Raw genomic sequence first — 25879 nt, forward strand, 5'->3', positions numbered from 1 at the left:
GTCCTTGCCCGGAACCTCCTTCGTCACCTCACCCGGAACCTTCTCCGTGTCCTTGCCCGGAACCTCCTTCGTCACCTCACCCGGAACCTTCTCCGTGTCCTTGCCCGGAACCTCCTTCGTCACCTCACCCGGAACCTTCTCCGTGTCCTTGCCCGGAACCTCCTTCGTCACCTCACCCGGAACCTTCTCCGTGTCCTTGCCCGGAACCTCCTTCGTCACCTCACCCGGGACCTTGTCCGTCCCCTTCTCGGGGTTCTGGCCCGTCTGGGTCCCCTTGTCTGTTTCCCTTTCCTGCTCCCTGCCCTTGTCCTTCTCGGGGAGCTTGTCCACCGGTCGCGAATCGGTCGGGGGCAGGACCGGGTACGGCGAGTCGGGGGTTTGGCCCTTCGGGGGCGGGACCGCGTGGTCGTGCTTGCCCTGTACGTCGCCGCTCGCCCGCTCGTACCAGCCCTTGCGGTCGTGGTCGAACATCGTGACCGTCTTCACCGGCCTCTCGGCGGGCTTGACCGCAACCAGGTCGGAGGACCGGAACGACGACCACTCCTTGCCGCTGTACGTCTGCTTGCCCTTGACGGCGACAGGCGGGGCCAGGGGGTTGCCGCAGGCGCAGCGGACGCGAGGTACGCCGCGGTTGTCGACCAGGACGGGCGTACCGGCCTGCAGGACGGCCTGATAGCTGGTGGGCGCGGCGTTCTTGTACCCGTGGTTGGTGACCCGGGTGTCCCAGCCGAGCCGGACGGGAGTCAGCGACCGTAGATACGAGGGGATGTCGGGCTGCTCGATGCTCAGGGGGGCGGCGAAGGCCTTCCCCTTGTCCTTGTGCTGCGAGAGGAACTGGATCTGCTTCTCGACGTCGCAGCTCGCGAGGTTCCGCGTGCCCCCGTAGAGCCCCGGGTACGCACCGTTGACCTCGAGGGTGCGCGCACCGGCCGTGCCGTCTTTCGGCCGAGCAGCAGCCACAGGAACGACTCCGGTGTCCGCGGATTCCGCGGCCGTCGAGGGGGTGAACGGGTCGGGGCCGGCCGCCGAGGCGGCCTGCAGGAAGACCTCTCCGCCGACTGCCTTGTTTCCGCCCATGACGGTGAAGGCGAGGACCACCGCCGTTGCCATGGCCACGGCGGTGCCGGCGCTCAGCAGCGTTCTGCGCGACCGCCACCCGTGAGCCGACCCCCCGCGGCGCCGGCCGGGCTCACCCGGCTCGCCACTGACGGTCGGCGGCCCAGGAGGACCAGGGGGCCCAGGAGGACCAGGAGGCGGCGGAGGCCCCGGCGGCGGAGCCTGCTCGTCTGTCGGCCGACCGGACAGCGGACCGGACGGGGGCCCGGTGGGGCGCTCGGACGAAGGAGGTAGGGAACTCACGACACACTCCCCCCGACGAGGGACATCGGGAAAACAATGGTCATTCGCATGTGCTCGCTCCTAATCGTCAGTATGACCTCCGAGTCCTGGAGGCGTGAATATTGAAAATTTCGCTCCCGCGAAAAAAGGTGAAGAGGCGCCCGGACGGGCCCGTCTCTTCCACGTGTTGACGCGGGAAGGGCCAGCGGGTGCGCGTGAGCCCATGCCTTGAGTAAGCCCTCTACTTCGGGTCGCGTCACGTTCCGGGTTTTCGTGACTTGACGAATGGCGATAGCGGTCCCCGGTGGCGGACGCGGCCGCTCTTGCCCACTCCAGCGCCTGGGACATGACGGGGGGAGCGGGTTTCGCCATGCGGGCGGGGGACGCGCGGGCGGCCCTGGAACGTGCCGCGTCGGCTGCACGAGTCGTGCAGCCGACGCTTGCTCTGCGGGCGTGCTGTACCGCCACCCCCACACAGCAGTAGCCGGAGAGGCGACGGGCCTCTCCGGCTACTGCTGTGTGGGGTGGTTCCGAGTGTGGGCTGCCAGGCCTCACTGGCCGAGCTTCTGCTTCAGGTTCTCCTTGACCTGCAGCTTGATGTTCTGCTTGTTCACCTGGCCGCCCTTGCCCGTGCCGTCGCCACCCACGGCGGTCGCATCGCCGGTGTTGACAGCATCGGCACTGGCGTTGCCGCCGGTGGCGTTACCGGTGGTGATCACACACTTGCCCTTGCAGTTGCCGACGCCGCTGGAGGCATTGCCGCCCTTGGCGGTACCGCCGACGGTGGTGTTCTCGGCGTTGGCGTCGCCGCCGGTACCGATGCCGTCGGCGCTGTCGTCCTGGAGGAGGTTGACGGCCTGCTGCGGGGCGGCGGTCGGTGCGGCCATCGCGGTCGCCGGCAGGGCGATGCCCCCACCGACCAGCGCAACGGAAGCTCCGGCCAGGACGATACGACGGGTCCAAAAACGCTCAGACATGATGATTCTCCATTCGGTTCCAAAAGGGTTTGCATTCCGCCCCGCAGAAAAGGCCGGGGATAATGTTCCGGCCTCGTGTTCTCCGGGAGTTCCCCGGTGAGGGCGTACTCCAAATAAACCCTGCAGGGGCACGTGCGTCACGCCACTCGAATACGTGGCTTGACCCCTGGAACCGATCTTGGTAAAAGCCGCCGTCGGCCGATGCGGCCCGGCCCGCGGGCGTCCGCGACGCCCGCGGGCACGAAGGCGGCGCGCACCCCGGAACCCCACGCCGGTGTGGCCCGCCTGGACTCCACCGGCCGACTCGAGGTGAGCGCCGCGCGCCCGGGCGGAATCCGGGGTTTGCGCGCTTGGCGGCCGGCCCCGGGTCCTGCTACTTCAGGCCGATCTCTTCACACGCGGGCTTGAACCTCCCGGTGCAGATCTCGTCGACCGTGTAGACGCCGTCGTCGACCACGGTGGACTTCACATTGCTCCTGGTCAGCGCAACGCCCGGAACGAGGACCGAGGGCACGCCCTTGGTGGTCGGGCTGTTGACGATCTGGTTGATGATTCCGTCGATCTTCTCGCCCTTGGCGAGGGCAACGGCCATCTCCGCGGCGGCGGCGGCCTCCGGCGCGTACCGCTTGTAGACGGTCATGTATTGCTCGCCCGCGACGATCCGCTGCACACCGGCCAGTTCGGCGTCCTGGCCCGTGACCGGGGGCAGGTTGGAGATTCCGGCTGTCTTGAGGGCGTTGATGATGCCGCCGGCCATCCCGTCGTTGGCGGAGTAGACGCCGACGATCTTTCCCTTGCCCAGCGCCGTGAGCGCGGCCGACATGTTCGTGTTGGCGTTCTCCGGCTTCCAGTCGACGGTGTCGTACTCCTTGCCGACATTCACCTTGTCGTCGAGGACGGAGTGCGCACCGGACTTGAACATTTTGGCGTTCGGGTCCGTGACCGAGCCGTTCATCATGACGATCTGGCCGTCCTTGGCCTTGTCGCCCAGCGCCTCCAGCAGTGCCTTGCCCTGGACCTTACCCACGTCTTCGTTGTCGAAGGAGGTGTAGGCGTCGATCGGGCCTTCCGCCAGGCGGTCGTAGGCGATGACCGGAATACCGGCGTCCTTGGCTTTCTTGACCGAGCCGGCGATGGCCTTGGCGTCCACCGCGTCGATGACGAGGACGTGCACCTTGTTGGCAATCATCGCTTCGACCTGGGAGTTCTGGGCGGCCGCGTCCTGTTTGGCGTTGGCATAAACCACTTTGCCCTTGCCTCGCGTGAATTTGGCGACTTCCTTCTCGATCAGCGGCTTGTCGAACTTCTCGTAGCGCGCCGTCTGGTCCTCCGGAAGCAGGAGGCCGACCTTGACCGCGTCACCCGTGGCCGAGGCCCCGGGTCTCGCGCCGGAGTCCTCATCCGTACTGCCGCAGGCACTGAGCGAAACGGTGACCGCGGAAGCAACGACCGCAACGGCGACTCGACCCAGATATGTGTTCACGATGTAAACCTCCCTGACGAGGCCCTGTACTGGCGGCCGAGGTAGACGCAGTCAACTCGGCGCCGACACCACCGTCAAGAAGTGAACTATTAACGAGATGGCAACGTTGCCATCACGCTCCGCATCCACACAATCCAGGGATTACTACGCCTTTTCAGCACGATTGACTCCCCGATAGCAGTTCAACTTTTGAATAGACCACCCGGACTCTGACTACCCGTCGACGCTTGAACGTCGGGGTCGGCCTGTAGAGGCCGTGTGAAAATCCGCCCCCAGGCCCCACCGATCCGCGACGCAGCATGCCTGAGCGGAACCGAACGTGACACGGTGGACACGTCTTGCAGTCGGCCATCACAGCTTGGAGGGCATCCCGTGATGTACGCACGCCAGAAGAGGGTCCGGTCGGTGACACCCACGCGCCGCCGATTGGCGACGGTCTCAGCGGCCCTCGCAGCCGCCTGTGCTTCGGCCTTGGTGACCGCAGTACCGGCGAGCGCCGAGGTCAAGTCCACGTGCGGGACCTACATCTGCGTGGCCACCGCCTATCAGGGGCGCGACTACGTCCAGGACATCACGGTCACCACCAGGGACGGACTGCCGGGGACGCTGCGCGCCTTCGTGGGCGACTACCGGGGGAGCAAGGCCGGCGTGTCGCGGGCCCGGTTCGTCATCAACCGGGAGTTCAGGGCGTATCCGCGGTTGGCCGTCTGCGGCGGCCTGGACCGCAGTGGCAGGGTGATCGAGAACCACTGCGTGATGATCCCCTGACCGCTCCCAGTACCGGCGGCTCCGCGCCCCGCCATCCGGTCCTTCATCGAGCGGGCCCCGGCCGAAGCCGGGACCCGCTCGATCCGTCGAAGATCATCGGGTGCAGAATGGCCGGTATGTCGATAACAAACACCCCCAAGACGGCATCGATCGACGACGCTTCACCGATCGGCCACACCCTGGCCCGCGCTTTCGACGACGACCCGATGATGCGCTGGTTCTTCCCCGACGCCGCCACACGCGAGGCGGGGCTGGGCCGCTACTTCAGCACGATCTTCACGCGCCAGTACGGCCGGCACGGCGTATGCGAACGCACCGGGGCGGCGGCAGCTTTCTGGGTGCCGCCGGGCGCACAGGACAAGGCCGTTCCCGACGCGGAGACCATCCGGGAACTCGAGGAGATCCTGGGCGACCGGGCTCCGCTGTTCCGCGAAGCCGTGGCGGCGGCCGCCGGGCACGGACCCCAGGAGCCGCACTGGTACCTGGCCGTGGTCGGTGCGGACCCGGCCGCGCAGGGTCAGGGACACGGAGCCGCCCTCCTCCGCTCGGGCCTCGCCAAGGCCGACGCGGCCGGCCTGCCGACGTACCTGGAATCCTCCAAGCCGTCCAACCTCCCGGTCTACGAGCACTTCGGCTTCACGGTGCTCGGCGAGTTCCAGCTCCCGGGCGGCGGACCGACCCTGTGGCCGATGCGCCGCGCGCCGCGCCACCCGGCCGACGCCTGAGGCTTTCCCGGCGGCCCGCGAGAAGCCGCAGCCTGCTGAACAGCGGGCTGCGGCCCCCGGCCCCGCCGTGTCGGAGGTCGCTGGAGCCGAGGGCCGGGCCGGTGGGGCCCGGCCCTCGGTACTCTGCTGCGTCACATTTCCGCGACGGCCTCCAGCGGGCTCAGGGCGGCTGCCCGGCGGGCCGGGACGGCTGCCGCGATCGCGCCGATCGTGAGGGACAGCAGGCACACGAGGAGCAGCGTCCCCCAGGGCAGAGCCAGGGAGTACTGCGTCATCGCGCCGTTGGCCAGAGCACCGACCGTCCAGGCTCCGAACAGCCCTCCTGCCAGGCCCAGGAGTGTGCCGAAGGCGGCGACGGTCACCGACTCCAGGCGGATCATCCGCCGGATGCCGCTGCGGTCCATGCCGATGGCGCGCAGTACGCCGATCTCTCGGGTGCGTTCCGAGACCGACATGGCCAGCGTGTTGACGATGCCGAGTGCGGAGATCACGGCGCCGATGGCGAGCAGTCCGTACATCAGGGTCAGCAGGTTGCCCAGCGAGCCGGCGGCCTCCTGGACGAGTTCCTTCCGCTCCTTCACCTGCGCCAGCGGGCTGTTGCCCACGGCGGTGCGCAGCCGGTCCTCGGTGGCCGCGGAGACCGCGCCGCGGTCGGTGCGGACCAGGATCCGCTGGATGGTGCCGGTCTTGAAGCTGTGCTGCTGCACCTCGGTGCGGTCGCCCAGTACCTCCCCGGCGGTGGGGTTGTCCTCGTAGACGCCGACGACGGTGTACTGCTCGAGCTCCTGGCTGCGGCCGATGCGGGCGCCGAGCCGGCTGCCGGTGCTCAGGTGCTGTTCGCGGGCGGTGGTGACGGAGACGGCGATCCGGCCCGGTCCGAGGTCTTTCAGGGAGCCGCTGACGAAGTCGAGCTTCATGACGGCGTTTACGGCGCCGGGGTCGACGCCGGCGATCCCCTGGACACCCCCGCCGGGGGTGAACACGACGGAGTCCGCGACGGCGGCCGCCGTTTTCACCCCCGGGGTGTCGGCCACCCGCTTCTCGGCGGCCGGGTCGATGGAGGTCATCGTCGTACGGCTGCCGATCACGTAGTCGGCGCCGAGGCCGGCCGCGGCCTGCCGGTCGAGTGCCTGCCCGCTGGAGTTGCCGATGACGGCGAGCCCGGCGACCAGGGCCGTACTGATCATCAGGGCGGAGGCGGTGGCCGCGGTGCGCCGCGGGTCGCGCAGCGCGTTCTCGCGGGCGAGGTGCCCGGTGATCCCGAAGCGGCCGGTCAGTCGTCCGCTCAGCCGGATCATGGGGGCGGCGAGAAGCGGCGCCAGCACGATCATGGCGACGACGAAGAGGGCGCAGCCGAACATCGCGTTCTGCAGGTTCTCCTCCGAGGCGTCCTTCGCCCCCATGAGCGATACCAGCAGCCCGGCGCCGACGGCGAGCAGGGCCAGCCCCACCGCACCGCGGACCCGGGATGCGGTGGCGGTGGGCGGCTGCTCCGCCGAGCGCAGCGCCTCGATGGGTGCGACCTTCGCCGCCTTGCGGGACGGCAGCCACGCGGCGAGCACCGTGACGCCGACGCCCACGCCGAGCGCAGCCACGACGGGGAGCGGACCGATCACCAGGGGGCCGCGGGGCAGTGTGTCCTGCGAGGTGCTCAGGATGTCGGGCAGTACGGAGGCGATGCCCAGGCCGAGCAGGAAGCCTGCCGCCGACGCGGCGAGGCCGACCAGGATGGCTTCCCAGAGGATGGAGCGGACCACCTGGCGGCGCGAGCAGCCGATCGCCCTCAGCAGTGCGATCTCCCGGGTACGCCGGGAGACGAGCATGGTGAAGGTGTTGACGATGAGGAACGAGCCGATGAACAGCGAGACCCCGGCGAAGATCATCGGCATCTTCTGGTAGCCCCGGGTCAGCGTGTCGAGGTACGTGGCCTGCTGGGCGGCCTGGGCGGCGCCGCTGACGGCCTCGGCCCGGTCGGCCGGGAGCAGGGCGGTGACCCGCTCGGAGAGCGTGAACCGGTCGGTGCCGGGCGTCGCGGACAGGTCGATCGAGGTGTACCGGCCGGGGGACGCGAACAGCTGCTGGGCGGTCGCCTTGTCGAACAGGGCGAGGGTGCCGCCCGCGGTCACCCGCGTGTCCTGGGTGGTGACGATTCCCACCAGCCGCTTCTTCATGACCGGGCCGTCGGTGGCCAGCGTGACCGTGTCGCCGATGCCGAACCCGCCTGCGGCGGCCGTGCCGCTGTCCACGGCGAGTTCGTCGCCGTTGCGGGGGGCGTGGCCCTTGACCAGCGGATGGCGGCTGTCCTTGCCGCCCTTGCCCGGTACGTAGGCGCCGGCCAGGTTCGCCCACGCCTTGCCGGCGCGCAGCGGAGCGCCGTCCGCGCCGTTCAGGGTTGCCGAGCCGTCGGCCGCGGGCCGCGCGGCGGCGACACCGGGTACGTCGGCCAGTTTCCGTACGAGCGCGTCGTCGAGTGCTCCGGGCTCGTCGTCCGCGGCCCCGGGCGGGGAGTCCTTCGGGGTCACGGTGACCGCGATGTCCGCGAAGTTCTTCGACGCGGCGGCGCGGTAGGCCGCGGCGGAGGACTCCGCGAAGACGAGGGTGCCGCAGACGAACGCGACACCCAGGCAGACCGCGAGGACGGTCATGACCAGACGGGCCTTGTACGCCAGGACGTTGCGCAGGGCTGTTCTCAGCATGGGCAGCTTTCAGGGACGTGGGGGTACGGGAATGTGGGACGCGGGCGCCGGGGTGAGGCCGGGTCAGCTGGTGCGGGAGCGTGCGGCGAACGCCTTCATCCGGTCCAGGACCCGGTCCGGGGTGGGGTGGGCCATCTCGTCTTCCAGACGGCCGTCGGAGAGGAAGACCACGCGGTCGGCGTAGCCGGCGGCGACGGGGTCGTGGGTGACCATGACCACGGTCTGGCCGAGCTCGCGCACCGAGTCGCGCAGGAAGCCGAGGACCTCGGTCCCGGCGCGGGAGTCGAGGTTGCCGGTGGGCTCGTCGCCGAAGATGATCGCGGGGCGGGAGACCAGGGCCCGGGCCACGGCGACGCGCTGCTGCTGCCCGCCGGACAGCTGTCCGGGCCGGTGGCCGAGGCGCTGGGAGAGGCCGACCATGGCGACCACGCGGTCCAGCCACTGCCGGTCGGGGCGGCGTCCGGCGATGGTCAGCGGCAGCGTGATGTTCTCCAGCGCGGTCAGCGTCGGCAGCAGGTTGAACGCCTGGAAGATGAACCCGACCCGGTCGCGGCGCAGCTCGGTGAGCTGCCGGTCGTTCAGCGTGCTCAGTTCGGTGGTGCCGATGCGGACGGAGCCGGAGCTGACCGCGTCGAGCCCGGCGGCGCAGTGCATCAGGGTGGACTTGCCGCAGCCGGAGGGGCCCATGATCGCCGTGAACTCGCCTTCCCGGAAGGCGATGCTGACCTGGTCCAGGGCGACGACACGGGTGTCGCCGCTGCCGTAGACCTTCGACAGGTCGCTGGTGGCGGCCGCGATCCCGGCGGTCGTCGGATACGGCGCGAGGGCGTCAAACGGTGCGGCGGTCACGGGGGACTCCTCTTCGGGTGCCAATGGGTGCACTTCGAAGGGTGTCCGGGGCGTGTATCGGGAGCCGGGGCGGCCGTGTATCGGCGTCCGCGTCGCTTCGTATCGGTTCTGTAGGGGCGGGGCCGCCGGGCCGGGTGGTCAGGTCGGCAGGCGCAGCGTGGCGACGGCGCCGCCGTCCGGGGCGTTGTCCAGGCGCAGCTCGGCGCCGAGGACCCGGGCCTGGCCCAACGCGATGGTCAGGCCCAGGCCGTGACCCGAGCCGCGCTCCGCCGCTCCCGTGTGGAAGCGGCGCGGACCGTCGCGCAGCAGGTCCGGGGGGAATCCCGGGCCGTGGTCGCGTACGACGACCGCACGGCCCCCGACGGTGACCTCGACTGTGACCTCGACTGGGGTCGCGCCGTGCCGGTGCGCGTTGACGACGAGGTTGCCGACGATCCGTTCGAGGCGGCGCGGGTCGGTCTCCACCGCCTCGGCGGACTCCCCGCCCGGCGCATCGGCGACGACGACCTGCGCATCGAGTCCGGTCCGGGCCACGGCCTCGCGGACGACTGCGCCGAGCGGCACACGGGCGCGGACCGGCTGCTCCGCGCCCGCGTCCAGCCGGGAGATCTCCAGCAGGTCCTCGACCAGGCCGCGCAGGTCCCGTACGCGGCCCCGGAGCAGATCCTCGGTCTCGCCGGGCGGCAGCAGGTCGGTGGTGACCAGCAGGCCGCCGACCGGGGTGCGCAGCTCGTGGGCCACGTCCGCGGTGAACTGGCGCTCGGCGCGCAGCCGTCGGCCGAGACTGTCGGCCATGTGGTCGACGGTGGCGGCGATGTCGGCCACCTCGTCGCCGCCCTTGATCGGCCCGGTACGGGCATCGAGGTCCCCGGCGGAGATCCGGACCGCCGTCTCGGAGACCCGGCGCAGCCTGCGGCCGAGCAGCCCGGCCCCGTAGACCGCCAGGGGTACGGCCGCAGCGAGCGAGACCAGGGAGGCCACCGCCATGCTCACGTCGAGGCGGCGCAGCCCGTGGAGGTCCGAGTTCATGTTGAACCGGACGGCGAGCACCGGGCTGCCCGGGCCGCCGACCCGCTGGGCGCCCCAGACGCTCGGCCCCAGATTGCCGCTGACGTATCCGTCGTAGGCAGTACGCCGGTTGCCGTCGGCCGGGTGGCGCAGTACGTCGGGCAGGCCGGCGGGATCGAGTTCGGCACCGTCCGCCAGCGTTCCGGTGCGCCGGTAGGTGTCCATGGCCGAGTAGACGGTGTTGAACGCGTCCCGTTCGGCCCGGCTGCGGATGTCGCTCGCGGTCCACAGATGGACCAGAACGCCCACCGCCGCCGCGACCAGGCAGGCGGTGGCCGCGGCCAGTGCGGCGATCTTCCGGCGCAGGGACGCGCGGGCCGGTCGCAGCCGGTGGAACGTGCGCACCGGCCTCAGCGCCTGAACTTGTAGCCGAAGCCGCGGACCGTCTCGATCCGGTCCCGGCCCAGTTTCCTGCGCAGCCGCTGCACGCACAGGTCCACGACCCGGCTGTCGCCGTCCCAGCCGTACTCCCAGACGTTGCGCAGCAGGGTGTGCCGCTCGAGCACGACGCCCGGGTGGGCGGCGAACTCCAGCAGCAGCTTCAGCTCGGTCGGGGTGAGCGCCACCGGGCTGCCGGACACGAACACTTCCAGGCCGCCGGTGTCGATGGCCAGGTCCCCGAAGACCAGCCGGTCTCCCCCGTACGACGGTGCCTCCTCGCCCGCAGCGCGCCCGGTTCCGGAGGCAGGCGCGTAGGTGGCCCGCCGCAGCAGCGAGCGGATGCGTGCCACGAGTACGTAGGTGTCCACGGGCTTGACCACGTAGTCGTCCGCGCCGGCCTCCAGGCCGGCGACGACGTCGAGCCCGTCGCCGCGAGCGGACATCATCAAGATCGGCACCAGGCTGGTTTCCCGGACTCTGCGGCACAGGCCGATCCCGTCCAGACCGGGCAGCATCACGTCCAGGATCAGCAGGTCGAAGCTGTCGTCGCGGAAGGACTCCAGCCCCGCGAGCCCGTCGGCCGCCGCCTTCACCTCGTAGCCGTAGCGCTCGAGGGCGACGGCGAAGGACCGGCGCATCAGCTCGTCGTCCTCCACCAGCAACACGCGAACGGGGCGCGGCGAGGCCGGAGCAGGGGTGGGCGAGGACACGGGACGACTCCTGTTCGGGCGGGCCGGGTGAGGTATCGGTCCCGTGTGCGCTCACGCACGGCCGGCGACCTGAAAGGAACGATACGGCAGACACCGGGCGCGCGGACCGCGTCGCGCGCCGGACACACATCGCCCTCCCGGGAGCCTCCCGCATCAGAGAACATGCAGGTCAGATGGGGTTTCGGGGATCGGGCGGACGGCGGATCCAGGGCCGTCCGGTGCTCTGTGGGCCCTTCATCGCTCAGGGCCTGCGCGCCGTTTCGATGGGCAACCAAGCGCTGCCTGATACGCCGCAGATACAAAACCCGCCCCGGCAGCGGCGCCCGGGGCCGTTGGTTGACATGGAGCGCACTCCAACACCTAGCGTCCTGGGCAGATGATCCCGACATCAGGAGGCAGCACCATGACCGACGTCCTCACCCGGCACCTGGGCGACCTGGCGGTCTCTGCACAAGGCCTGGGGTGCATGGGCATGAGCCACGGCTACGGCGCCTCGGACGACACCCGGTCGATCGCGACCCTGCACCACGCCCTCGACCTCGGGGTGACCTTCCTGGACACCGCCGACTTCTACGGCGCCGGGCACAACGAGGAGCTGATCGGACGGGCCGTCGCCGGACGCCGCGACGAGGTGGTGCTGGCCACCAAGTTCGGCTTCGCCAACCGCCTCGGCGAGCCGACCCTGGTCCGCGGGGACGCCGCCTACGTACGGCAGGCGTGCGAGGCGTCGCTGCGCCGGCTCGGGGTCGACCACATCGACCTCTACTACCAGCACCGGGTCGATCCGCAGGTCCCGATCGAGGAGACCGTCGGCGCCATGGCCGAGCTGGTGCAGGCCGGCAAGGTCCGTCACCTCGGGCTGTCCGAGGCCGGCGCGGGCACCGTCCGGCGGGCGCACGCGGTGCACCCGATCGCCGCGCTGCAGAGCGAGTGGTCCCTGTGGACCCGCGACCTGGAGGCGGAGATCGCCCCGGTCTGCCGCGAGCTCGGCATCGGCCTGGTCCCGTTCTCCCCGCTCGGGCGCGGATTTCTGACCGGCCGGTACAGCTCGGTCGAGGGGCTGGCCGAGAACGACGTACGGCGCACTCAGCCGCGGTTCGCCGACGGCAACCTCGAACGGAACCTGGCGATCGTCGCGAAGCTGAACGAGCTGGCGGCGGCGAAGGGAGTCACCGCCGGCCAGCTCGCCCTGGCCTGGGTGCAGCACCGGGGGGACGACGTGGTGCCGATCCCCGGCACGCGGCGGCAGCGGTACCTGGAGGAGAACCTCGCGGCCCTGGCCGTCGAACTGTCCCCCGAGGACCTCGCCGCCATCGAGGCCGCGGCCCCGCCCTCGGAGATCGCGGGCACCCGCTACGACGCGACCAGCCTCACCTTCGTCAACAGCTGAGCCCGCCGCGGCAGCGGGTCTTCATGCCCGGCTCCGGCCGCGGCACCGGGTCAGCTCGCTGACCGGGGTCAGCCGAGCTGGCGGCCCAGGAAGTCCAGCATCCGCTCCGCCGCGACGGTCCAGTAGGGCCAGCCGTGGCCGCCCGGTTCCAGGACCACCTCGGCGTCCACGCCGCGGGCCGCGAACACGGTGCGCAGATCTTCGGTGCCCGGCAGGTAGTTGGTGTCCTCGGTTCCGCAGCCGAGGTGGTAGCGGGTGCGCCGGAGCCGGTCGGGGGCGGTGCGCCGGATGATGTCGGCCAGGTCGTACTCCCGGGCGCGGTCCGTCAGCCGGGCGGATCCGGCCAGGTCCCGGCCGAAGGCATGGCCGTAGAAGCGGTTCCACTCCCCCATCGGCATCGCGCGATAGCCCTCGTCGGTGAAGTGTGCCGTGCTCAGCCCGGCGGCGGCGCCGAACAGGCCCGGGTACCGCAGGGCGTACATCAGCGCGCCGTAGCCGCCCATGGAGAGCCCGGCGACGGCCCTCCTCTCCGCCCGGCCGCCCAGCCCGTGGGCCTGTTCCACGGCCGGGACGAACTCCTCGATGAACATGTCCTCGTAGCGCAGGGCGTCGGCGCCGGATCCGGCGTCGTTGATGTAGAACGTCTCGTCCTGGCCTCCCCCGGGCGTGCCGGGGTCCCGCCGGGCGTCGGGCATGACGAGGGCGCACGCCGGGATCCGGCCCGCCGCGACGGCCCGTTCCAGGGTGGGCACAATGCCGCCCTTCACGACCCAGTCGGTGTGCTTCCCGCTCGCTCCGTGCAGCAGGAAGAGGACCGGGATCCCGCCGTCGGGCCCGCCGCCCGGGGTCGCGGAGCTCACCCCGGCCGGCAGGTAGAGGCTGTACGGGACGTCCCGGCCGAGCAGCCGGCTGCGCAGGGTCGGGTCGGTGCGCAGCGAGCCGCCCCCGGAGGCGGACGGAGCGGGCGAGGTGGCGGACGGCTCCGGTCCCGGCGCCCCGGAGACCCGCCGCAGCAGGAAGGCCGCGGATGCGGCCGCGAACGTTCCGCCGGCTCCGGCCGCGAGCAGGGAACGGCGAGCAGGAAGTTTCACGAGGATTCCCTCACGCGGCCGGGCGTTCACAGGACCGGGCACATGACACGGACCTCACACATGACACGCCCGGCATCCGCATCGGGGCAAGCAGCCGCGCCGGAGAAGCCGCCCAGGTCACCACCCGGTGGGCTACCGGCTCCGGCTCGGGCTCCGGCCGAATGGGGACACGTACGGCGCTCTCGGGCCCGCGGGGTCAGTGGTTGCGGGTCAGGGCGGCGGGGGCTCCGGCCGACTGTGCGCCTTCCGACTGGAGCGTCAGCCGGTCCGGTTCGTCCAGGGTCAGTACGTAGAGGTTGCCCCGGGGGCAGTCGAAGGAGGCCGCGCGGTCGGTCGGATGGCTGGTCGCTGCTGCCAGGACCGCGGTGTTCCCCTTGATCTGCCGCAGCTCGAGGGCCTCCGTGCACCCCAGGTTGCGCCCGCTGGAGACCTCCTTGACGTCGCTGACCTGGCGGCCCACGATCTCGCCCGCAGCTCCGGCCTGCAGCGTGACCGTGACGGCGAACTCACCCGTCCGCGCCCGGGTGATGCCGTCCGCGTCCGGCGTGCCGGGCCCGATGCCGGACCAGGTGCCGACCCAGGACGCCGGCAACGCCGCTGCGGAGGAGGGCGGTACGGACGGTGTCGGTGAGGCGGTGGGGGGCGCGGCCCTGCCACCGTCGCCGCCGCTCCCGGGAAGCCCGATCGCGAGCGTGACGACCGTCGCGAGCGTGACGGCGCCGATGGCCGCGCCGATCACCAGGGGCCGCCGGGACGAAAACGGAGTACCGGGAGCCGTGGCCGGCGGCACCGGCGCGGCGGCAGGGGGCGGGGCCGGCGACTGCGGCGGCGGAACCGGCCGAGTGCCGGGCCCCGCAGGGGCGTGGGCGGGCGGCTGCGGTGCGGTGAGCAGACGCGTGAGTTCGGCCGCCCGGCGGCCGACGTCGGCGACGAGGGCCGGGGGCACCTCCCTGCTCCAGGCCTCCTCCTCTGCGGCGCCGAGCCGCGCCCGTACGTCCTCGGCGGTCGGGCGCCGGTCGGGGTCCTTGGCCAGGCACTCCCGCACCAGTGGGAGGAGTGCTTCGGGCACGCCGTCGAGCAGGGGCTCGTCGTGGACGATCCGGTACAGGAGGCCCGGCAGTTGCAGCTCCTCGCCGCGGGCCAGGAAGGGGCTGCGGCCCGTCGCCGCGTACACGAGGACCGCGGCGAGGGAGAACACGTCGGCCGGCGCCCCGGCCACGGCGCCGGTCGCCTGCTCCGGCGCGAGGAAGCCGGGCGTGCCGATGACCGCGCCCGTCTGGGTGTGGCGCGGGTCGCGCACGGTGCGGGCGATGCCGAAGTCGATCAGGAAGGGCCGCTCCGGGCCGAGCAGCACGTTCGCCGGCTTGATGTCGCGGTGGACGACCCCTGCCGCTCGTACGGCGACGAGCGCGCAGGACAGCTCCCGGGCCAGGCACCACACGGCCGGCTCCGCCAGCGGCCCGTGCCGGTGCACCCAGTCGCCCAGCGACGGCGCGGCGATGTACTCCGTCGCCAGCCATTGCGGCGATGCGCCGGGCGGGCTGAAGTCCACCACCGAGACCGTCCATGCGCTGCGCACACGGTCGTTGGTGCGGATCTCCCGGGCGAACCGTTCGGCGAAGTCCGGCTCCAGACTCAGTTCCCGGTGCACCGTCTTCAGGGCCAGCGGCCGGCCCGACGGTGTCCGGGCCAGGAACACCTCGCCCATTCCTCCCTCGCCGAGCCGCGCCAGCAGGCGGTAGCCGCCGATCTCCGGCAGGTCACCGGGCCGCAAAGACTCCACCGACTCCCCCGTCCCCATGGCCGTTCGCCGACCCGTGGTGAACGGACCGTCCGGTGGGCCAATTTATCGGACGATCTCATGGATCGGAGGGTCACCGGAGGCGGTGTCCGGCCGGCTCGACGGCCGGACACCGCGCGTGGGGTCAGGAGATGGTGACGAACTTCGCGATGCTCGGTACCCCCTGGGCGTCGAGGGCGAAGAGCATGTAGTTCCCCGGCAGGACCACACCGGTGTCGGCGGGGATGGACACCGTGTACGCGCCGGTTCCCTTGGCCGTGGACACGAGGGGGACCCGCCGCTGGTCGTTGTCGGTGGAGTGGGTCGCCGCCGCGGCCCGCATCAGGACGAAGGACGCCACCGGGGCCCCGGTGCTCACCGTGAGCGACGCGCCGGGGGCCGCCCGGGAGGGCACGCCTGCGGTGATGACGGGACGCGGCTTCGGCGATCCGTCCGCGTTGAGCAGGTACGGCGGTGTGAAGACGGCCCCGTCGGCGTGGTTGGTCGCGCAGTCCCCGCACAGGCCACCGCCGCCGGAGAAGATCCGCCCGTCCGGCAACAGGTTGGCCACGCTGTGGTAGTTGCGCGGGATGGCCATGGTGGCGAGCGGGGTGAAGCTACCGGTCGACGGGTCCCAGAGCTCCGGGGCCAGCACCGAGGTCGCGTCGCTGAAGGGCACCGGATAGGCCTGTCCGCCGAAGACGGCCACCTTGCCGTCGGGCAGGACGACGCTGTTGCTGAAGGCGCGGGCGTGCTCCATGTCGCCCGTACGGGCGGCCTGCACCTCCTGGCCGCCCGAGATGCTCACGGTGTAGGCGCGTCGCGTGGCCGGGGTCTTCTCGTAGGCGGGCGAACCGCCCAGGGTGAGCAGTTTGCCGATGTCGTACGCGACGGCGTTGCCGGTCATGGCGTCCTGGCTGTCGGCCCGGGTGCCGGCGCCGGTGATGCTGCCCGGGCCGCTGGTCGAGATCCAGTTCATCTGCCTGCTCGGGCCCAGCTGCAGTACCTTGCCCCCCGAAGTGGCGTACAGCCACATGTGGTTGTCGGCCCGGTACGGTCCGGCCGGGTCGGCGGTCAGCGCCGGAACGGCCGAGACCCCGGGGAGCCTCCGCCACGTACGGGTGTCCGGCGACCAGGCCTCACCGGCCTTGTCTCCGGTGGCGCCGCTCCAGGATCCGCCCAGGACGAAGGCCTCGCCGGTGGAGAGCAGCGTCATGGCCTGGTAGCCACGGGCGATGTTCATGCTGGTGGTGGCGGACCAGGCATCGGTGGCCGGGTCGTAGATGCTCGCCTTCTCCGCGTTGCTGCCGCCGGTGACCAGTACCCGGCCGTCGGCCAGCATGGCGATGCCGGGACAGAACATGTCGTGGCCGGTGTTGTCGATGCGGCGCTGCGTGACCTTGCCGGTCTTCAGGTCCAGGATCGCGGTCTGGGTGTAGCCGTTGCTGCCGCCGAAGCGGTCGACGGCGTACGCGGACCAGGCGAGCAGCTTGTCGCCGGGCAGGGCGGCGGTGGCCACGGGTACCAGGGGGAAGCCGGTGATCCGGTCCCAGGCTCCGTGGGCGGCCGGGCTGGCCGGTCCGCTCAGGCGTATCTCCCCGGCCGAGGTCCACGGGCCGCGGCCGCCGGCCTCGGTGGTCACGGTCAGACGTATGTAGCGGGCGGTCTCGGTGCGGGTGAAGGTGGCGGTCTTGACGGTGTCGTCGTCGCGCCAGGTGCCCGCGGCGACCGGTGCGGCGAAGGCCGTGCCGTCGGTACTGGTGGTGACGGTGTACGCGCCTGCCCGGCCGTTGGGTCCGTCCGGGCGGGGGTGGTACACGAGGGCGGAGACGGCCGCCGTGCGGTGCATGTCGATGGTGATGCTGTGCGGCAGGGGGGCGGGGGTGCCGGCCCACTTGCTGTGCCAGATGGTGCTGTCGTTGCCGTCGAGCACGTTGGCGGCCCGGCCGCTCTCGCCGCCGGTCTCCTCGTCGCTCGCCGTGGCCGTCCAGCCGGTCCGGGACAGGTCGACGGTGGCTGCGGGGGTGCCGGGGTCGCCCAGCAGGTTGATCTCGGCGGCGGAGGTCCAGGGCCCGCGGCCGCCGGCCTCGGTGAGCGCCGTCAGCCGTACGAAACGGGCCCCCTGCGGGGCGAACCCGAGTGTCTTGGCACTGCCGTCGTCGGCCAGCGTGCCGGAGGCGACCGGGCTCGCCCAGGCCTGTCCGTCCGTACTGACACTGATGCCGTACTCGCCGACGCGCCCGTTGGCCCCGTCGGCGCGGGGGCGGTAGAGGAGGGCGGAGACGACGGCCGTGCGGTGCATGTCGATGGTGATGCTGTGCGGCAGGGGGGCGGGGGTTCCGGCCCACTTGCTGTGCCAGATGGTGCTGTCGTTGCCGTCGAGCACGTTGGCGGCGCGGCCGTTCTCGCCGCCGGTCTCCTCGTCGCTCGCCGTGGCCGTCCAGCCGGTCCGGTCGAGGAGGGGAGCCGTGGGTTCCATGGCGTTCGCCGGTGCGATGCCGTGGTGCGGTGACTGCTTCGCCGTCTGCTGGTCGAACGGAACGGGTGCGGGTCGGGGTACCGGGGCGCGGCCGGCTGCCGCCGGGCCCTCGACCCCGAGCCACGGCATCAGACCGACCAGCAGTGAGCCGAGACCGAGGGCGATGAGCAGGTGGGAACGGCGTAACACGCGGAAAGAGGCGAGGAAGCGTCGCCTGTTCTGCAATCTGACCTCCTGGGGCGAACCGGTGAACCCCATGGAACATAGGTCCACACAGCCACAACCCGCCTGAAATGGAGGAGAGTTGGCGCGAAACCGCATCGGATGACCGGTGGACCGCTGCCGGCTGCGACGAGGCCGGTCGCATGACGGGCCTGTGAGTTTCTCGCGGCTTCCGCTGGTCAGGGCGGCGACGGCCGGCCACCGAAAAGTTTCTCGAAGAAGTACCAATCCGGGGGCGGTGGCGCTCCGAAGTAGCGACGAGACCCTCACCGGGAGCTCACGTCAAACCCGTACGATCTGCGCTTCCCCCCGACGGGAAGCGCGGAACAGGAGCGAATGTGATAGCCAAGCGCACTGGTCGCCTCGTGGTGCTCGCCGCCGTGCCCGCCGCCGCCGTGTTCCTGACCGTAGGGCTCTCCGGCCCGGCTCTCGCGGAAGGCGGGAAGGCGTACCAGATCGATCTGGCGCAGCTCAACAACTCCGGTTCCCGGGGCACGGCGATGCTCAGCCTCAAGGGCACTCAGCTGACCGTGCAGATCGAGTCCGAGGGCATGGTGCCCGGGTCGCCGTCGGCCCAGCACCTGCACGGCTCGACCAACGGGCACGACTTCCAGTGCCCGGACGCCAGTGACGACACCAACGGCGACGGGATCCTCAGCAACACCGAGGCCACCGTCGACTACGGCGACATCAACATCTCGCTCACCACCTCCGGGGACACACAGGCAGCCAGCGGCCTCGCCGTGGAGCGCATGCCCGTCGCGAACAAGCAGGGCAAGGTCTCGTACAAGCGGACGATCACCGTCTCGCAGGCCGTGGTCGACCACATCAAGGACCTGCACATCGTGCAGCACGGCATCGACCGCAACAAGAACGGCAAGTACGACTTCGAGGGGGCCGGCAAGAGCGAGCTCGACCCGAAGCTGCCCCAGGAGGCCACTGCTCCGACCAACTGCGGCATGGTGATGGGCGCGTCCGTGGGATCCCTTCCGGTCGGCGGCGTCGAGACCGGCGGCGGCGCTCCGCAGAGTGCGGCGGCGCCGGCGACGGTGACCAGCGGGGCGGCACTCGCCGTGTCCGCGGCGGTGGCGGGTGCTGCGGCCGGTGCGTTGTTCGTCGCGCGGAGGCGGGCCGCCTCGGTCCGCGTCCGTACGCAGACCACGGCGGCCGCCGCGTGAGGGCCGGCGAGACCTCCGCATCGACCGTGCTTCGCGCACCCGCCGCATCCACCGTGCGACCGGGCCGCCGCCGGGCCGCGGGCGCCTTGGCCGCCGCCACCCTCGCCACGCTGCTTCTCGCGGGCTGCGGGGGCCAGGATCCGGCGGCGCCCGCTCAGGGTCAGGCCCCGCAGGGCGGGGCGCCGGTGAGCGGCAGCGCCGGAGGCACGCCCACCGGGCAGGCATCCGCCGGCGGCCACAACTCGTCGCCGGAGGGCGGGGCGCAGCACGGTTCCGGTGCGGGCCAGGCCAAGCCCGCCCTCGCCCGGTCGGAGCCGCAGAGCATCTCGATCCCGTCCCTCGGCGTCTCCAGTTCCCTGGAGACTCTGCGGCAGAACGCGGACGGAACGATGCAGACCCCCAAGGACCCCGGTCTCGCGGGCTGGTACGAGCCGGGGCCGACACCCGGCTCGCAGGGGCCCGCCGTGATCGCCGGCCACGTCACGTGGAACGGCGCGGCGGCCGTGTTCGAGAAGCTGAAGACGATGAAGGCCGGTGACACGATCAAGGTGACCCGGCGGGACAACAAGACGGCCACGTTCAAGGTGGACCGGGTCGCCGAGTACCCGAAGGCCGAGTTCCCGACGCTCGAGGTCTACAAGAACCTCGACCACGCGGGCCTTCGCCTGGTCACCTGCGGCGGAGACTTCGACCCGAAGAAGCACTACTACGACAGCAATGTGGTCGTGTTCGCCAGCATGACGGGCACCGCGTAGTCGGGCCGGCAGGGCGCGAGGCCGGCGAGCGCGAGGTGAGACACCCCTGGCGGACAGCGGGGGACCCCGGACCTCCCCCCGGGATCCCCCGTTGTCAGCGCCGTGCGGGTCACCAGTGGTCGTTGCCGTCCCGGCCCGACGGAAGATGACGGGATCATCCGGGGTGCGGTACGAAGTCCCACGTGAACGAAGAGATCCAGCCCGCGACCGTCCGTGTGTTCATCGCCCTCGCCCCGCCCGACGACGCCAAGGAGGAACTGGCCCGGGAACTGCGGCCCGCCTACCACGCCTACCCGGGCATGCGGTGGAACCGCATCGAGGACTGGCACATCACCCTGGCCTTCCTCGGTGAACTCCCGATCGCCGCGGTCCCGCTGCTGCAGCCGCCGCTGGCCGCCCTCGCCGCAGCGCACCGGCCCCTGGAGCTGGCGCTGCGCGGCAGCGGTCACTTCGACCACCGGGTGCTCTGGAGCGGGATCGACGGGGAACTCGACGGACTGCACCTGCTCACCGCGCAGGTGCGTACCGTCGTCAGGGAATGCGGGATCGCCTTCGAGGACCGGCCGCTGCGCCCGCACCTGACGCTGGCCCGCTCCCGCCGCAGCGACGCCTCCAGCACGGTGGAAATCGCCGCCACGCTCGACGAGTTCACCGGCCGCCCGTGGCAGGCCGAACGCCTCCACCTGGTCGGCAGCAACATAGGCCGCGGCCCCGGCCCGATCCACTACCGCGACATCCAGGCCTGGGAATTCACCGGCCGCTGAAACCCGTCAGCGGAAACCCTGCATCGGACATCACACCGCTCCCGGAGCCGCCCTCCCGCACAATGGAGGCCGGCGAGCGGGAGGGCGCGGCATGGTGGACGAGCAGGCCTCGGTACGGGTGGAGCGGGACGGCCCGGTGTTCACGGTGATCCTGAGCAGGCCGGGGGTCCGCAACGCCGTGGACGGTCCGACGGCGGCACAGCTCGCCGATGCCTTCCGCCGCTTCGATGCCGACGAGGACGCCGCCGTCGCCGTGCTGTGGGGCGAGGGTGGCACCTTCTGCGCGGGCGCCGACCTCAAGGCCATCGGCACCGAACGCGGCAATCAGGTGCTCGCGTCGGGGGACGGGCCCATGGGGCCGACCCGGATGCGGCTCGGCAAGCCGGTGATCGCGGCGGTCGCGGGGCACGCGGTGGCCGGGGGCCTGGAGCTGGCGCTCTGGTGCGATCTGCGGGTGGCGGAGGAGGACGCGGTCTTCGGGGTGTTCTGCCGCCGCTGGGGCGTACCGCTCATCGACGGCGGTACGGTACGGCTGCCCCGCCTGATCGGCGAGAGCCGCGCCATGGACCTGATCCTGACGGGACGCCCGGTCACCGCCGCCGAGGCGCACGGGATCGGGCTCGCCAACCGTGTGGTGCCCACGGGGCAGTCCCGGGAGGCCGCGGAGGCGCTGGCCCGCGAGATCGCCGCGTTTCCCCAACTGTGCCTGCGCCACGACCGGCTGTCCGTCCTGGAACAGCACGGGCTGGGCGAGGCGGAGGCGCTGGCCGGAGAGTACCGGCACGGTCTGGTGCCGCTGGCCGCGGGCGAGACCCGGGCGGGAGCGGGCCGGTTCGCCTCGGGCGCGGGGCGGCACGGCGCGTTCGGGGAGTGAGCGGCTCGTGCCGGGCCCGGCGGCGTGCCGCGCCCGGTGGGGCGAGCGGACTCAGACGACCGGCTCGCCCATGCCCAGCAGGTTTCCCTCGCTGTCGCGGAACCAGGCGGCGCGCTCTCCCCGTGCGCCCTTGCTCGGGTAGTTCCCCTCGATCTCGGCGATCCCGTCCTTGGTCCGGAACCCCGGCACGTCGATCTCTTCGAAGACCACTCCGCGCTGTCCCAGTTCTGACACCGCGGTCTCGATGTCTTCGACCTCCAACGCCATCTGGGTGAAGGTGCCGGGCGAGGCGCCCGTCGACTCGAACAGGACGAACTCCGTGCCCGCGCACCGGTACAGCAGCCCGCCGGGCCGTTCGTCGACGGGCTCCAGACCCAGCTGCTCGGCGTAGAAACGCCGCGCCCGGTCCAGGTCCTGGGCCGGAAGCCTGGTCGACACGCGTGCCCGGGCAAGGATGTTGCTGTCGTCTGCGCTCATGGCTCCACTGTGCCGTGAGCCGTGAGCCGTGAACCGTGAACCGGAAGGACGGGCCGCAGGCGCGTGTCACCGTGCGGATCCGGTACGGCGGTCGGCCGCGTCGAAGCGGGTCAGGGACAGGGCTCCGGCGTGCAGGGCGCCCTCCAGCGCGCGCCGTGTGGCCCGCTCCAGCCCGCCCAGCGCCTCCTCGGTCTCGTCCGCGGCGTCCCGGGCGATCTCCGCGGCCACCTCCCGTTCCGGGGTACGAGGCCCCAGCTTGCTCACCGCCGACGCGGCCCGGGCCGGCGTGAGGAGTCCGGTGGCGTGGGCCAGCAGCCAGCCGGGTACGCCGGCCGCGCCCCCGGCGGGCGCCCGGTAGGGGCGGGACCCGGCGAAGCGCTCGTCCTCGGCGAAGGCGGGCTGCTTGAGCTTGGCCATCGGCGGGGCGGCCGTCCATGACTCCCCGGCGGGTTTGACGACGATGCCCTCGGCGAGATTGTCCGGCAGGGCGGGCAGCCCCAGGAGCGCGGGCAGCCGGGTCGGGAAGACCACCGGCAGTTGCCCGACCCGGGCGAGGGTGCCACGCGCCAGCAGGGGCGCGCAGTGCAGACCGGCCGCGTCCGCCGCGGCCCGCAGCACCTGGTCGGAGACCCAGCACGGGCCGTCGTCGGTGGCGACGGTCGCGTCGAACGGCAGCCACAGCAGCTCCGGTGCGTACCAGACGCCGGTCTGCACGGGCTCGGCTCCCGGCGCGGGGGGTGTGTCGGGGTGCGGATAGCGGCCGCCCGCGAGTTCACCGTAGACGGTCACGGAGGCCGAGGCCGCAGCCTCGTACCGCTCCCTCAGCAGCTCGGCGCACCGGCTCGCGGCGACCGCCAGGGCAGGCCAGATCCGGCCGACGCCGAAGAAGTCGTCCAGGCCGCCGTCCGCGAGGAGTTCACGGCGTTTGGCCGGGCGCGGGCCGGTGTCGTCGCAGACGACGGCGAAGTTGGCGCCGTGGATCTTCTCCTGGGCGACCCACTCCCGCCCGCCGGTCTCGCCCAGCCGGCGGCCGGCGGGGATCTTCGGATACGGGGACCAGGGGCGGGGTTCGGTGTGCACGGGCCGATGCTAAGCAGGCCGGTCGCGCGCCGGGGGATTTTCCTCCCCGAGCGCCTGGGCAAGGGGGCCGGGGTGAGCCGACCGCCGGCTGAGCACCGCGGCCTCCGGCCCGAAGGCGACCACCAGCGCTCCGCCCGGCGCGGCGACGAGCGCTCCGACCGGCAGCGGGAACACGTACTCGGTCCCCACCTCGCAGCCGGTCGCGAGATCCCAGAACTGCACCGTCCGCTCCTGGCCGACGGCCACCACGGCCCGCCCCGCGGTGCCGGTGACGGCCATGGCCCGGCCCGAGCCCGTGTGGCGTGCCGGGGCGCTGCCGATCTGCCGCCCGGCGGCCAGGTCCCACAGGCGCACGGTGTCGTCCCGGCCCCTGGTGACCGCGACGGGCTGCCCGTCCACCACCGCGGTCGCCACCGAGGTCACCCAGTCGGTGTGTCCGGTCAGGGGTTCGCCGGCCTGCCGTCCAGTGGCGAGGTCCCACACGCGGACCGTCCGGTCCCAGCTCCCCGTGACCGCGACGGGCCGTCCCGCCAGCTCGGCGGTGGCCACGGCCAGGATCCTGCTGGAGTGTCCGAGGAGGGGTTCGCCGACCTGGCGGCCGGTGGCGAGGTCCCAGATGCCCACGCTCCGGTCGGAGCCTGCGGTGACGGCGACGGGCCGGCCGTCGAGCACTGCGGTGGCCAGGGCCAGCACCCTGCCGTGGTGGCTGGGAAACGGCTCGTGGAGGTACCGGCCGCCCAGCAGTTCCCGGACGTGTACCCTGGCGTCCGGCGCCGCGGTGACGACGACGGCCCGGCCGTCCACCACTGCGGTGGCGAGGGCGGACACCTCGCCCTCGAAGCCGGTGAGGGCCTCGGCGGCCTGCCGCCCGGTGGCCAGGTCCCAGGCCCGCACGGCCTGGTCGGCGCCTGCCGTCACGGCGGCGGGCCGTCCTTCGAGAACCGCGGTGGCGACCGCCAGGACCGAGCCGGTGTTCCCTGACAGGGGTTGGCCGCCCTGCAGGGTGCGGGTGAGATCCCAGGTCTTCACCGTGTGGTCCGCGCCTGCGGTGACGGCTACGGGTCGTCCGTCCACGACTGCGGTGGCAACGTCCCAGACCTGGCCCGTGTGGCCGCCGAGCGGTGCTCCCTCCTGCTGCCGGGTCGTCATGTCCCACACCCGTACCGTCCGGTCCAGGCCTGCGGTGACGGCGAGATTGCGCTGATCGGCGTTCGCGGCGGTGACGGCCCAGACGCGATCGGTGTGGCCGGTGAGCGGTCGGCCCACGGGCTGCCCGGTGGCCGCGTCCCGTACCTGTACCAGCCCGTCGTCCTCAGCGGTGAGGGTGACCGGCTGCCCGTCGAGCACCATGCTCTCCGCCGCACCGGTCGAGCCGGCTGCGCCGGTGCTGCTGCCCAGGTGCGACCGGCTGTCGCGCTGGCCGGTGATCAGCTCCCAGACGCGTGCTTCCCGGTCGGCCCCGACGGCGGGGGCGAGGTTCCGGCCGCTCGGTTCAAGGGTCTCCACGACCCGTACGCCGTCCGCCCCTCGACAACAGGTGGCCAGGTCCCAGATGCGCAGGGTCCCGTCGGCACCGGCCACGAGCGCGACGCGCCGGCCTCCGATCACGGCGGTCTCCACCCCGCTCGCGGCCGCGCCGATCCCGCGACCGGTCGCCACGTCCTCGAGGAGCATCCCCTCTCCGGTGTCGACCGTGACCGCGAAGACCCGCCCGTTCAGCACCGTCACCGCGGATACGTGCGGCATGTCCTCGGCGTCCGGACCCTGCAGGTCCGCAGGGGCGGTCCGGGGGTCGTCGACGGAGTCGCCGGTGGTCAGGTCCCACAGCCGCGGCGTCCGGTCCACCCCCTCGGTGAGTGCGAGAGAGCGCCCGTCGAGCGATGCTGCGCTCACCACGTCCAGGGACTCCCCCACCTGGCGGCCGGTGACCACGTCCCACACGCGGATGGCCCCGTCCGCTGCGGAAGTGAGCACCACGCGGCGCCCGTCCAGCACCGCCGTGTCCGTCACGTGCGCGAATGCGCCGACCTGGCGGCCCGTTGTCATGTCCCACAGGTGCGCGGTCCGGTCCACCCCGATCGTGAGAACGGCGCTGCGACCGTCCACCGTCGTGCTCTCCAGCACCCGGACGAACTCCCCGGCCTGGCGGCCGGTCGCCAGGTCGAACAGGAGCACCGACGTGTCGGTGTTCAGCGTGACGGCCACGGGTTGCCGGCCCGCCACGGCCGTGGCCACGGATATGACCTCTGCCGTCGTGGAGGACACCGGGTCGGTGCGGCCGGTCACCGGCTCGTGGAGTTGGCGGCCCGTGGCCAGGTCCCACATGCGCACGGTGTTGTCCCGGCTGCCCGTGACGGCGACGGGCCGGCCCTCGAGCACTGCCGTCGCGACGGCCCGCACCGGGCCGCTGTGGCCGGTCAGGGTGCGCAGGAGCCGGTGGTCCGCCGGAGGGCCGCCGGCCCAGTCCACCGCCCACTGCGCAGGGGGTTCCCCGGTCACTTCGGCAGCGGCCAGCCAGGAGGCCACGTCGCGGTCACCCAGCCGGGCCGCGTCCAGAGCCAGTACCTGCCGGCGGCGGGCGGCGTCGAAGTGCCGGTGCACGTCTGCCGAAGCCCGGTACACCGCAGCCACGGACCGGGCACGCGAACCGCACGCCCGGTCCAACAGCCCCAGGACCCGCTCGGGTTCGGCGGAGACGAGACGTCCCGGATCCGCGAACAGCTCATCCACGTCGCAGGGCAGGCCCTCGGAAGACTCGATCATGGCCCGAAGACTAGTCGCGGGCTCTGACACT

The 25879-nt window shown here is 72.1% G+C and carries 20 protein-coding genes; 7 read left to right on the top strand and 13 right to left on the bottom strand.

Annotated elements, in window-relative coordinates; translation table 11 throughout:
- From ACZ5WG_RS21945 to ACZ5WG_RS21955, 3 genes are all read right to left on the bottom strand, one after another.
- Positions 1-1110: DUF6777 domain-containing protein (locus ACZ5WG_RS21945; protein WP_468725240.1), on the bottom strand; the 1110-nt coding region annotated here is incomplete at its 3' end.
- Between the two features lie 779 nt (positions 1111-1889).
- Positions 1890-2315, bottom strand: a complete 426-nt coding sequence (locus ACZ5WG_RS21950) for a hypothetical protein (RefSeq protein ID WP_468725241.1) — start codon at positions 2313-2315, stop codon at positions 1890-1892.
- Between the two features lie 373 nt (positions 2316-2688).
- Positions 2689-3798 (bottom strand): sugar ABC transporter substrate-binding protein, encoded by a 1110-nt coding sequence (locus tag ACZ5WG_RS21955; protein ID WP_468725243.1) that lies wholly within the window; start codon positions 3796-3798, stop codon positions 2689-2691.
- A 474-nt stretch (positions 3799-4272) separates the two neighbouring features.
- On the opposite strand from ACZ5WG_RS21955, the gene ACZ5WG_RS21960 reads away from it, so the two are divergent.
- The gene (locus tag ACZ5WG_RS21960) at positions 4273-4566 is read left to right on the top strand and encodes a hypothetical protein (protein ID WP_468725527.1); all 294 of its coding nucleotides are present in this window, start codon (positions 4273-4275) and stop codon (positions 4564-4566) included.
- 107 nt (positions 4567-4673) lie between these two features.
- Positions 4674-5291, top strand: a complete 618-nt coding sequence (locus ACZ5WG_RS21965; protein WP_468725245.1) for a GNAT family N-acetyltransferase — start codon at positions 4674-4676, stop codon at positions 5289-5291.
- A gap of 131 nt (positions 5292-5422) precedes the next feature.
- Here ACZ5WG_RS21965 and ACZ5WG_RS21970 read toward each other — a convergent pair whose 3' ends face one another.
- The 4 genes from ACZ5WG_RS21970 to cseB form a co-directional block, all read right to left on the bottom strand.
- Positions 5423-7987 carry an ABC transporter permease gene (locus ACZ5WG_RS21970; RefSeq protein ID WP_468725247.1) on the bottom strand — a complete coding sequence of 855 codons (2565 nt, stop codon included), beginning with the start codon at positions 7985-7987 and terminating at the stop codon, positions 5423-5425.
- A 63-nt stretch (positions 7988-8050) separates the two neighbouring features.
- Positions 8051-8785, bottom strand: a complete 735-nt coding sequence (locus ACZ5WG_RS21975; protein ID WP_468725529.1) for an ABC transporter ATP-binding protein — start codon at positions 8783-8785, stop codon at positions 8051-8053.
- A gap of 189 nt (positions 8786-8974) precedes the next feature.
- On the bottom strand, positions 8975-10249 hold the full coding sequence (locus tag ACZ5WG_RS21980) for a sensor histidine kinase (protein WP_468725248.1): 1275 nt from the start codon (positions 10247-10249) through the stop codon (positions 8975-8977).
- A 5-nt stretch (positions 10250-10254) separates the two neighbouring features.
- Positions 10255-10923: a two-component system response regulator CseB gene (cseB, locus tag ACZ5WG_RS21985; RefSeq protein WP_468725531.1), complete on the bottom strand. Its 669-nt coding sequence runs from the start codon at positions 10921-10923 to the stop codon at positions 10255-10257.
- 475 nt (positions 10924-11398) lie between these two features.
- On the opposite strand from cseB, the gene ACZ5WG_RS21990 reads away from it, so the two are divergent.
- On the top strand, positions 11399-12385 hold the full coding sequence (locus ACZ5WG_RS21990) for an aldo/keto reductase (RefSeq protein WP_468725249.1): 987 nt from the start codon (positions 11399-11401) through the stop codon (positions 12383-12385).
- A 68-nt stretch (positions 12386-12453) separates the two neighbouring features.
- On the opposite strand, the gene ACZ5WG_RS21995 is transcribed toward ACZ5WG_RS21990, so the two are convergent.
- From ACZ5WG_RS21995 to ACZ5WG_RS22005, 3 genes are all read right to left on the bottom strand, one after another.
- Complete coding sequence (locus ACZ5WG_RS21995) at positions 12454-13476, bottom strand: alpha/beta hydrolase (RefSeq protein ID WP_468725250.1); 1023 nt, start codon at positions 13474-13476, stop codon at positions 12454-12456.
- 196 nt (positions 13477-13672) lie between these two features.
- Entirely contained in the window at positions 13673-15259 is a 1587-nt protein-coding gene (locus ACZ5WG_RS22000; RefSeq protein WP_468725251.1) for a serine/threonine-protein kinase, read from the bottom strand.
- Positions 15260-15401: 142 nt separating this feature from the next.
- Entirely contained in the window at positions 15402-17924 is a 2523-nt protein-coding gene (locus ACZ5WG_RS22005; RefSeq protein WP_468725253.1) for a discoidin domain-containing protein, read from the bottom strand.
- Between the two features lie 371 nt (positions 17925-18295).
- Between ACZ5WG_RS22005 and ACZ5WG_RS22010 the strand changes: the two genes are divergently transcribed.
- From ACZ5WG_RS22010 to ACZ5WG_RS22025, 4 genes are all read left to right on the top strand, one after another.
- Complete coding sequence (locus ACZ5WG_RS22010) at positions 18296-19135, top strand: hypothetical protein (RefSeq protein ID WP_468725255.1); 840 nt, start codon at positions 18296-18298, stop codon at positions 19133-19135.
- A 26-nt stretch (positions 19136-19161) separates the two neighbouring features.
- Positions 19162-19890: a class F sortase gene (locus ACZ5WG_RS22015; protein ID WP_468725257.1), complete on the top strand. Its 729-nt coding sequence runs from the start codon at positions 19162-19164 to the stop codon at positions 19888-19890.
- Between the two features lie 182 nt (positions 19891-20072).
- Positions 20073-20654: an RNA 2',3'-cyclic phosphodiesterase gene (thpR, locus tag ACZ5WG_RS22020; RefSeq protein WP_468725259.1), complete on the top strand. Its 582-nt coding sequence runs from the start codon at positions 20073-20075 to the stop codon at positions 20652-20654.
- A gap of 91 nt (positions 20655-20745) precedes the next feature.
- Positions 20746-21528, top strand: a complete 783-nt coding sequence (locus ACZ5WG_RS22025; RefSeq protein WP_468725261.1) for a crotonase/enoyl-CoA hydratase family protein — start codon at positions 20746-20748, stop codon at positions 21526-21528.
- A gap of 51 nt (positions 21529-21579) precedes the next feature.
- On the opposite strand, the gene ACZ5WG_RS22030 is transcribed toward ACZ5WG_RS22025, so the two are convergent.
- From ACZ5WG_RS22030 to ACZ5WG_RS22040, 3 genes are all read right to left on the bottom strand, one after another.
- Positions 21580-22005, bottom strand: a complete 426-nt coding sequence (locus ACZ5WG_RS22030; protein WP_468725263.1) for a VOC family protein — start codon at positions 22003-22005, stop codon at positions 21580-21582.
- A 66-nt stretch (positions 22006-22071) separates the two neighbouring features.
- Positions 22072-23085, bottom strand: a complete 1014-nt coding sequence (locus ACZ5WG_RS22035; protein WP_468725265.1) for an RNA ligase family protein — start codon at positions 23083-23085, stop codon at positions 22072-22074.
- 9 nt (positions 23086-23094) lie between these two features.
- Positions 23095-25848 (bottom strand): WD40 repeat domain-containing protein, encoded by a 2754-nt coding sequence (locus tag ACZ5WG_RS22040; RefSeq protein ID WP_468725266.1) that lies wholly within the window; start codon positions 25846-25848, stop codon positions 23095-23097.
- Positions 25849-25879 lie beyond the last annotated feature (31 nt).

Source organism: Streptomyces sp. NPDC032745, from assembly GCF_055579465.1.

Excerpts from the sequence above, each read along its gene's own strand:
- ACZ5WG_RS21950 (WP_468725241.1), bottom strand. The coding sequence starts at position 2,315 with ATGTCTGAGCGTTTTTGGACCCGTCGTATCGTCCTGGCCGGAGCTTCC.
- ACZ5WG_RS21965 (WP_468725245.1), top strand. The coding sequence starts at position 4,674 with ATGGCCGGTATGTCGATAACAAACACCCCCAAGACGGCATCGATCGAC.
- ACZ5WG_RS21970 (WP_468725247.1), bottom strand. The coding sequence starts at position 7,987 with ATGCTGAGAACAGCCCTGCGCAACGTCCTGGCGTACAAGGCCCGTCTG.
- cseB (WP_468725531.1), bottom strand. The coding sequence starts at position 10,923 with ATGCGCCGGTCCTTCGCCGTCGCCCTCGAGCGCTACGGCTACGAGGTG.
- ACZ5WG_RS21990 (WP_468725249.1), top strand. The coding sequence starts at position 11,399 with ATGACCGACGTCCTCACCCGGCACCTGGGCGACCTGGCGGTCTCTGCA.
- ACZ5WG_RS22025 (WP_468725261.1), top strand. The coding sequence starts at position 20,746 with ATGGTGGACGAGCAGGCCTCGGTACGGGTGGAGCGGGACGGCCCGGTG.
- ACZ5WG_RS22030 (WP_468725263.1), bottom strand. The coding sequence starts at position 22,005 with ATGAGCGCAGACGACAGCAACATCCTTGCCCGGGCACGCGTGTCGACC.
- ACZ5WG_RS22040 (WP_468725266.1), bottom strand. The coding sequence starts at position 25,848 with ATGATCGAGTCTTCCGAGGGCCTGCCCTGCGACGTGGATGAGCTGTTC.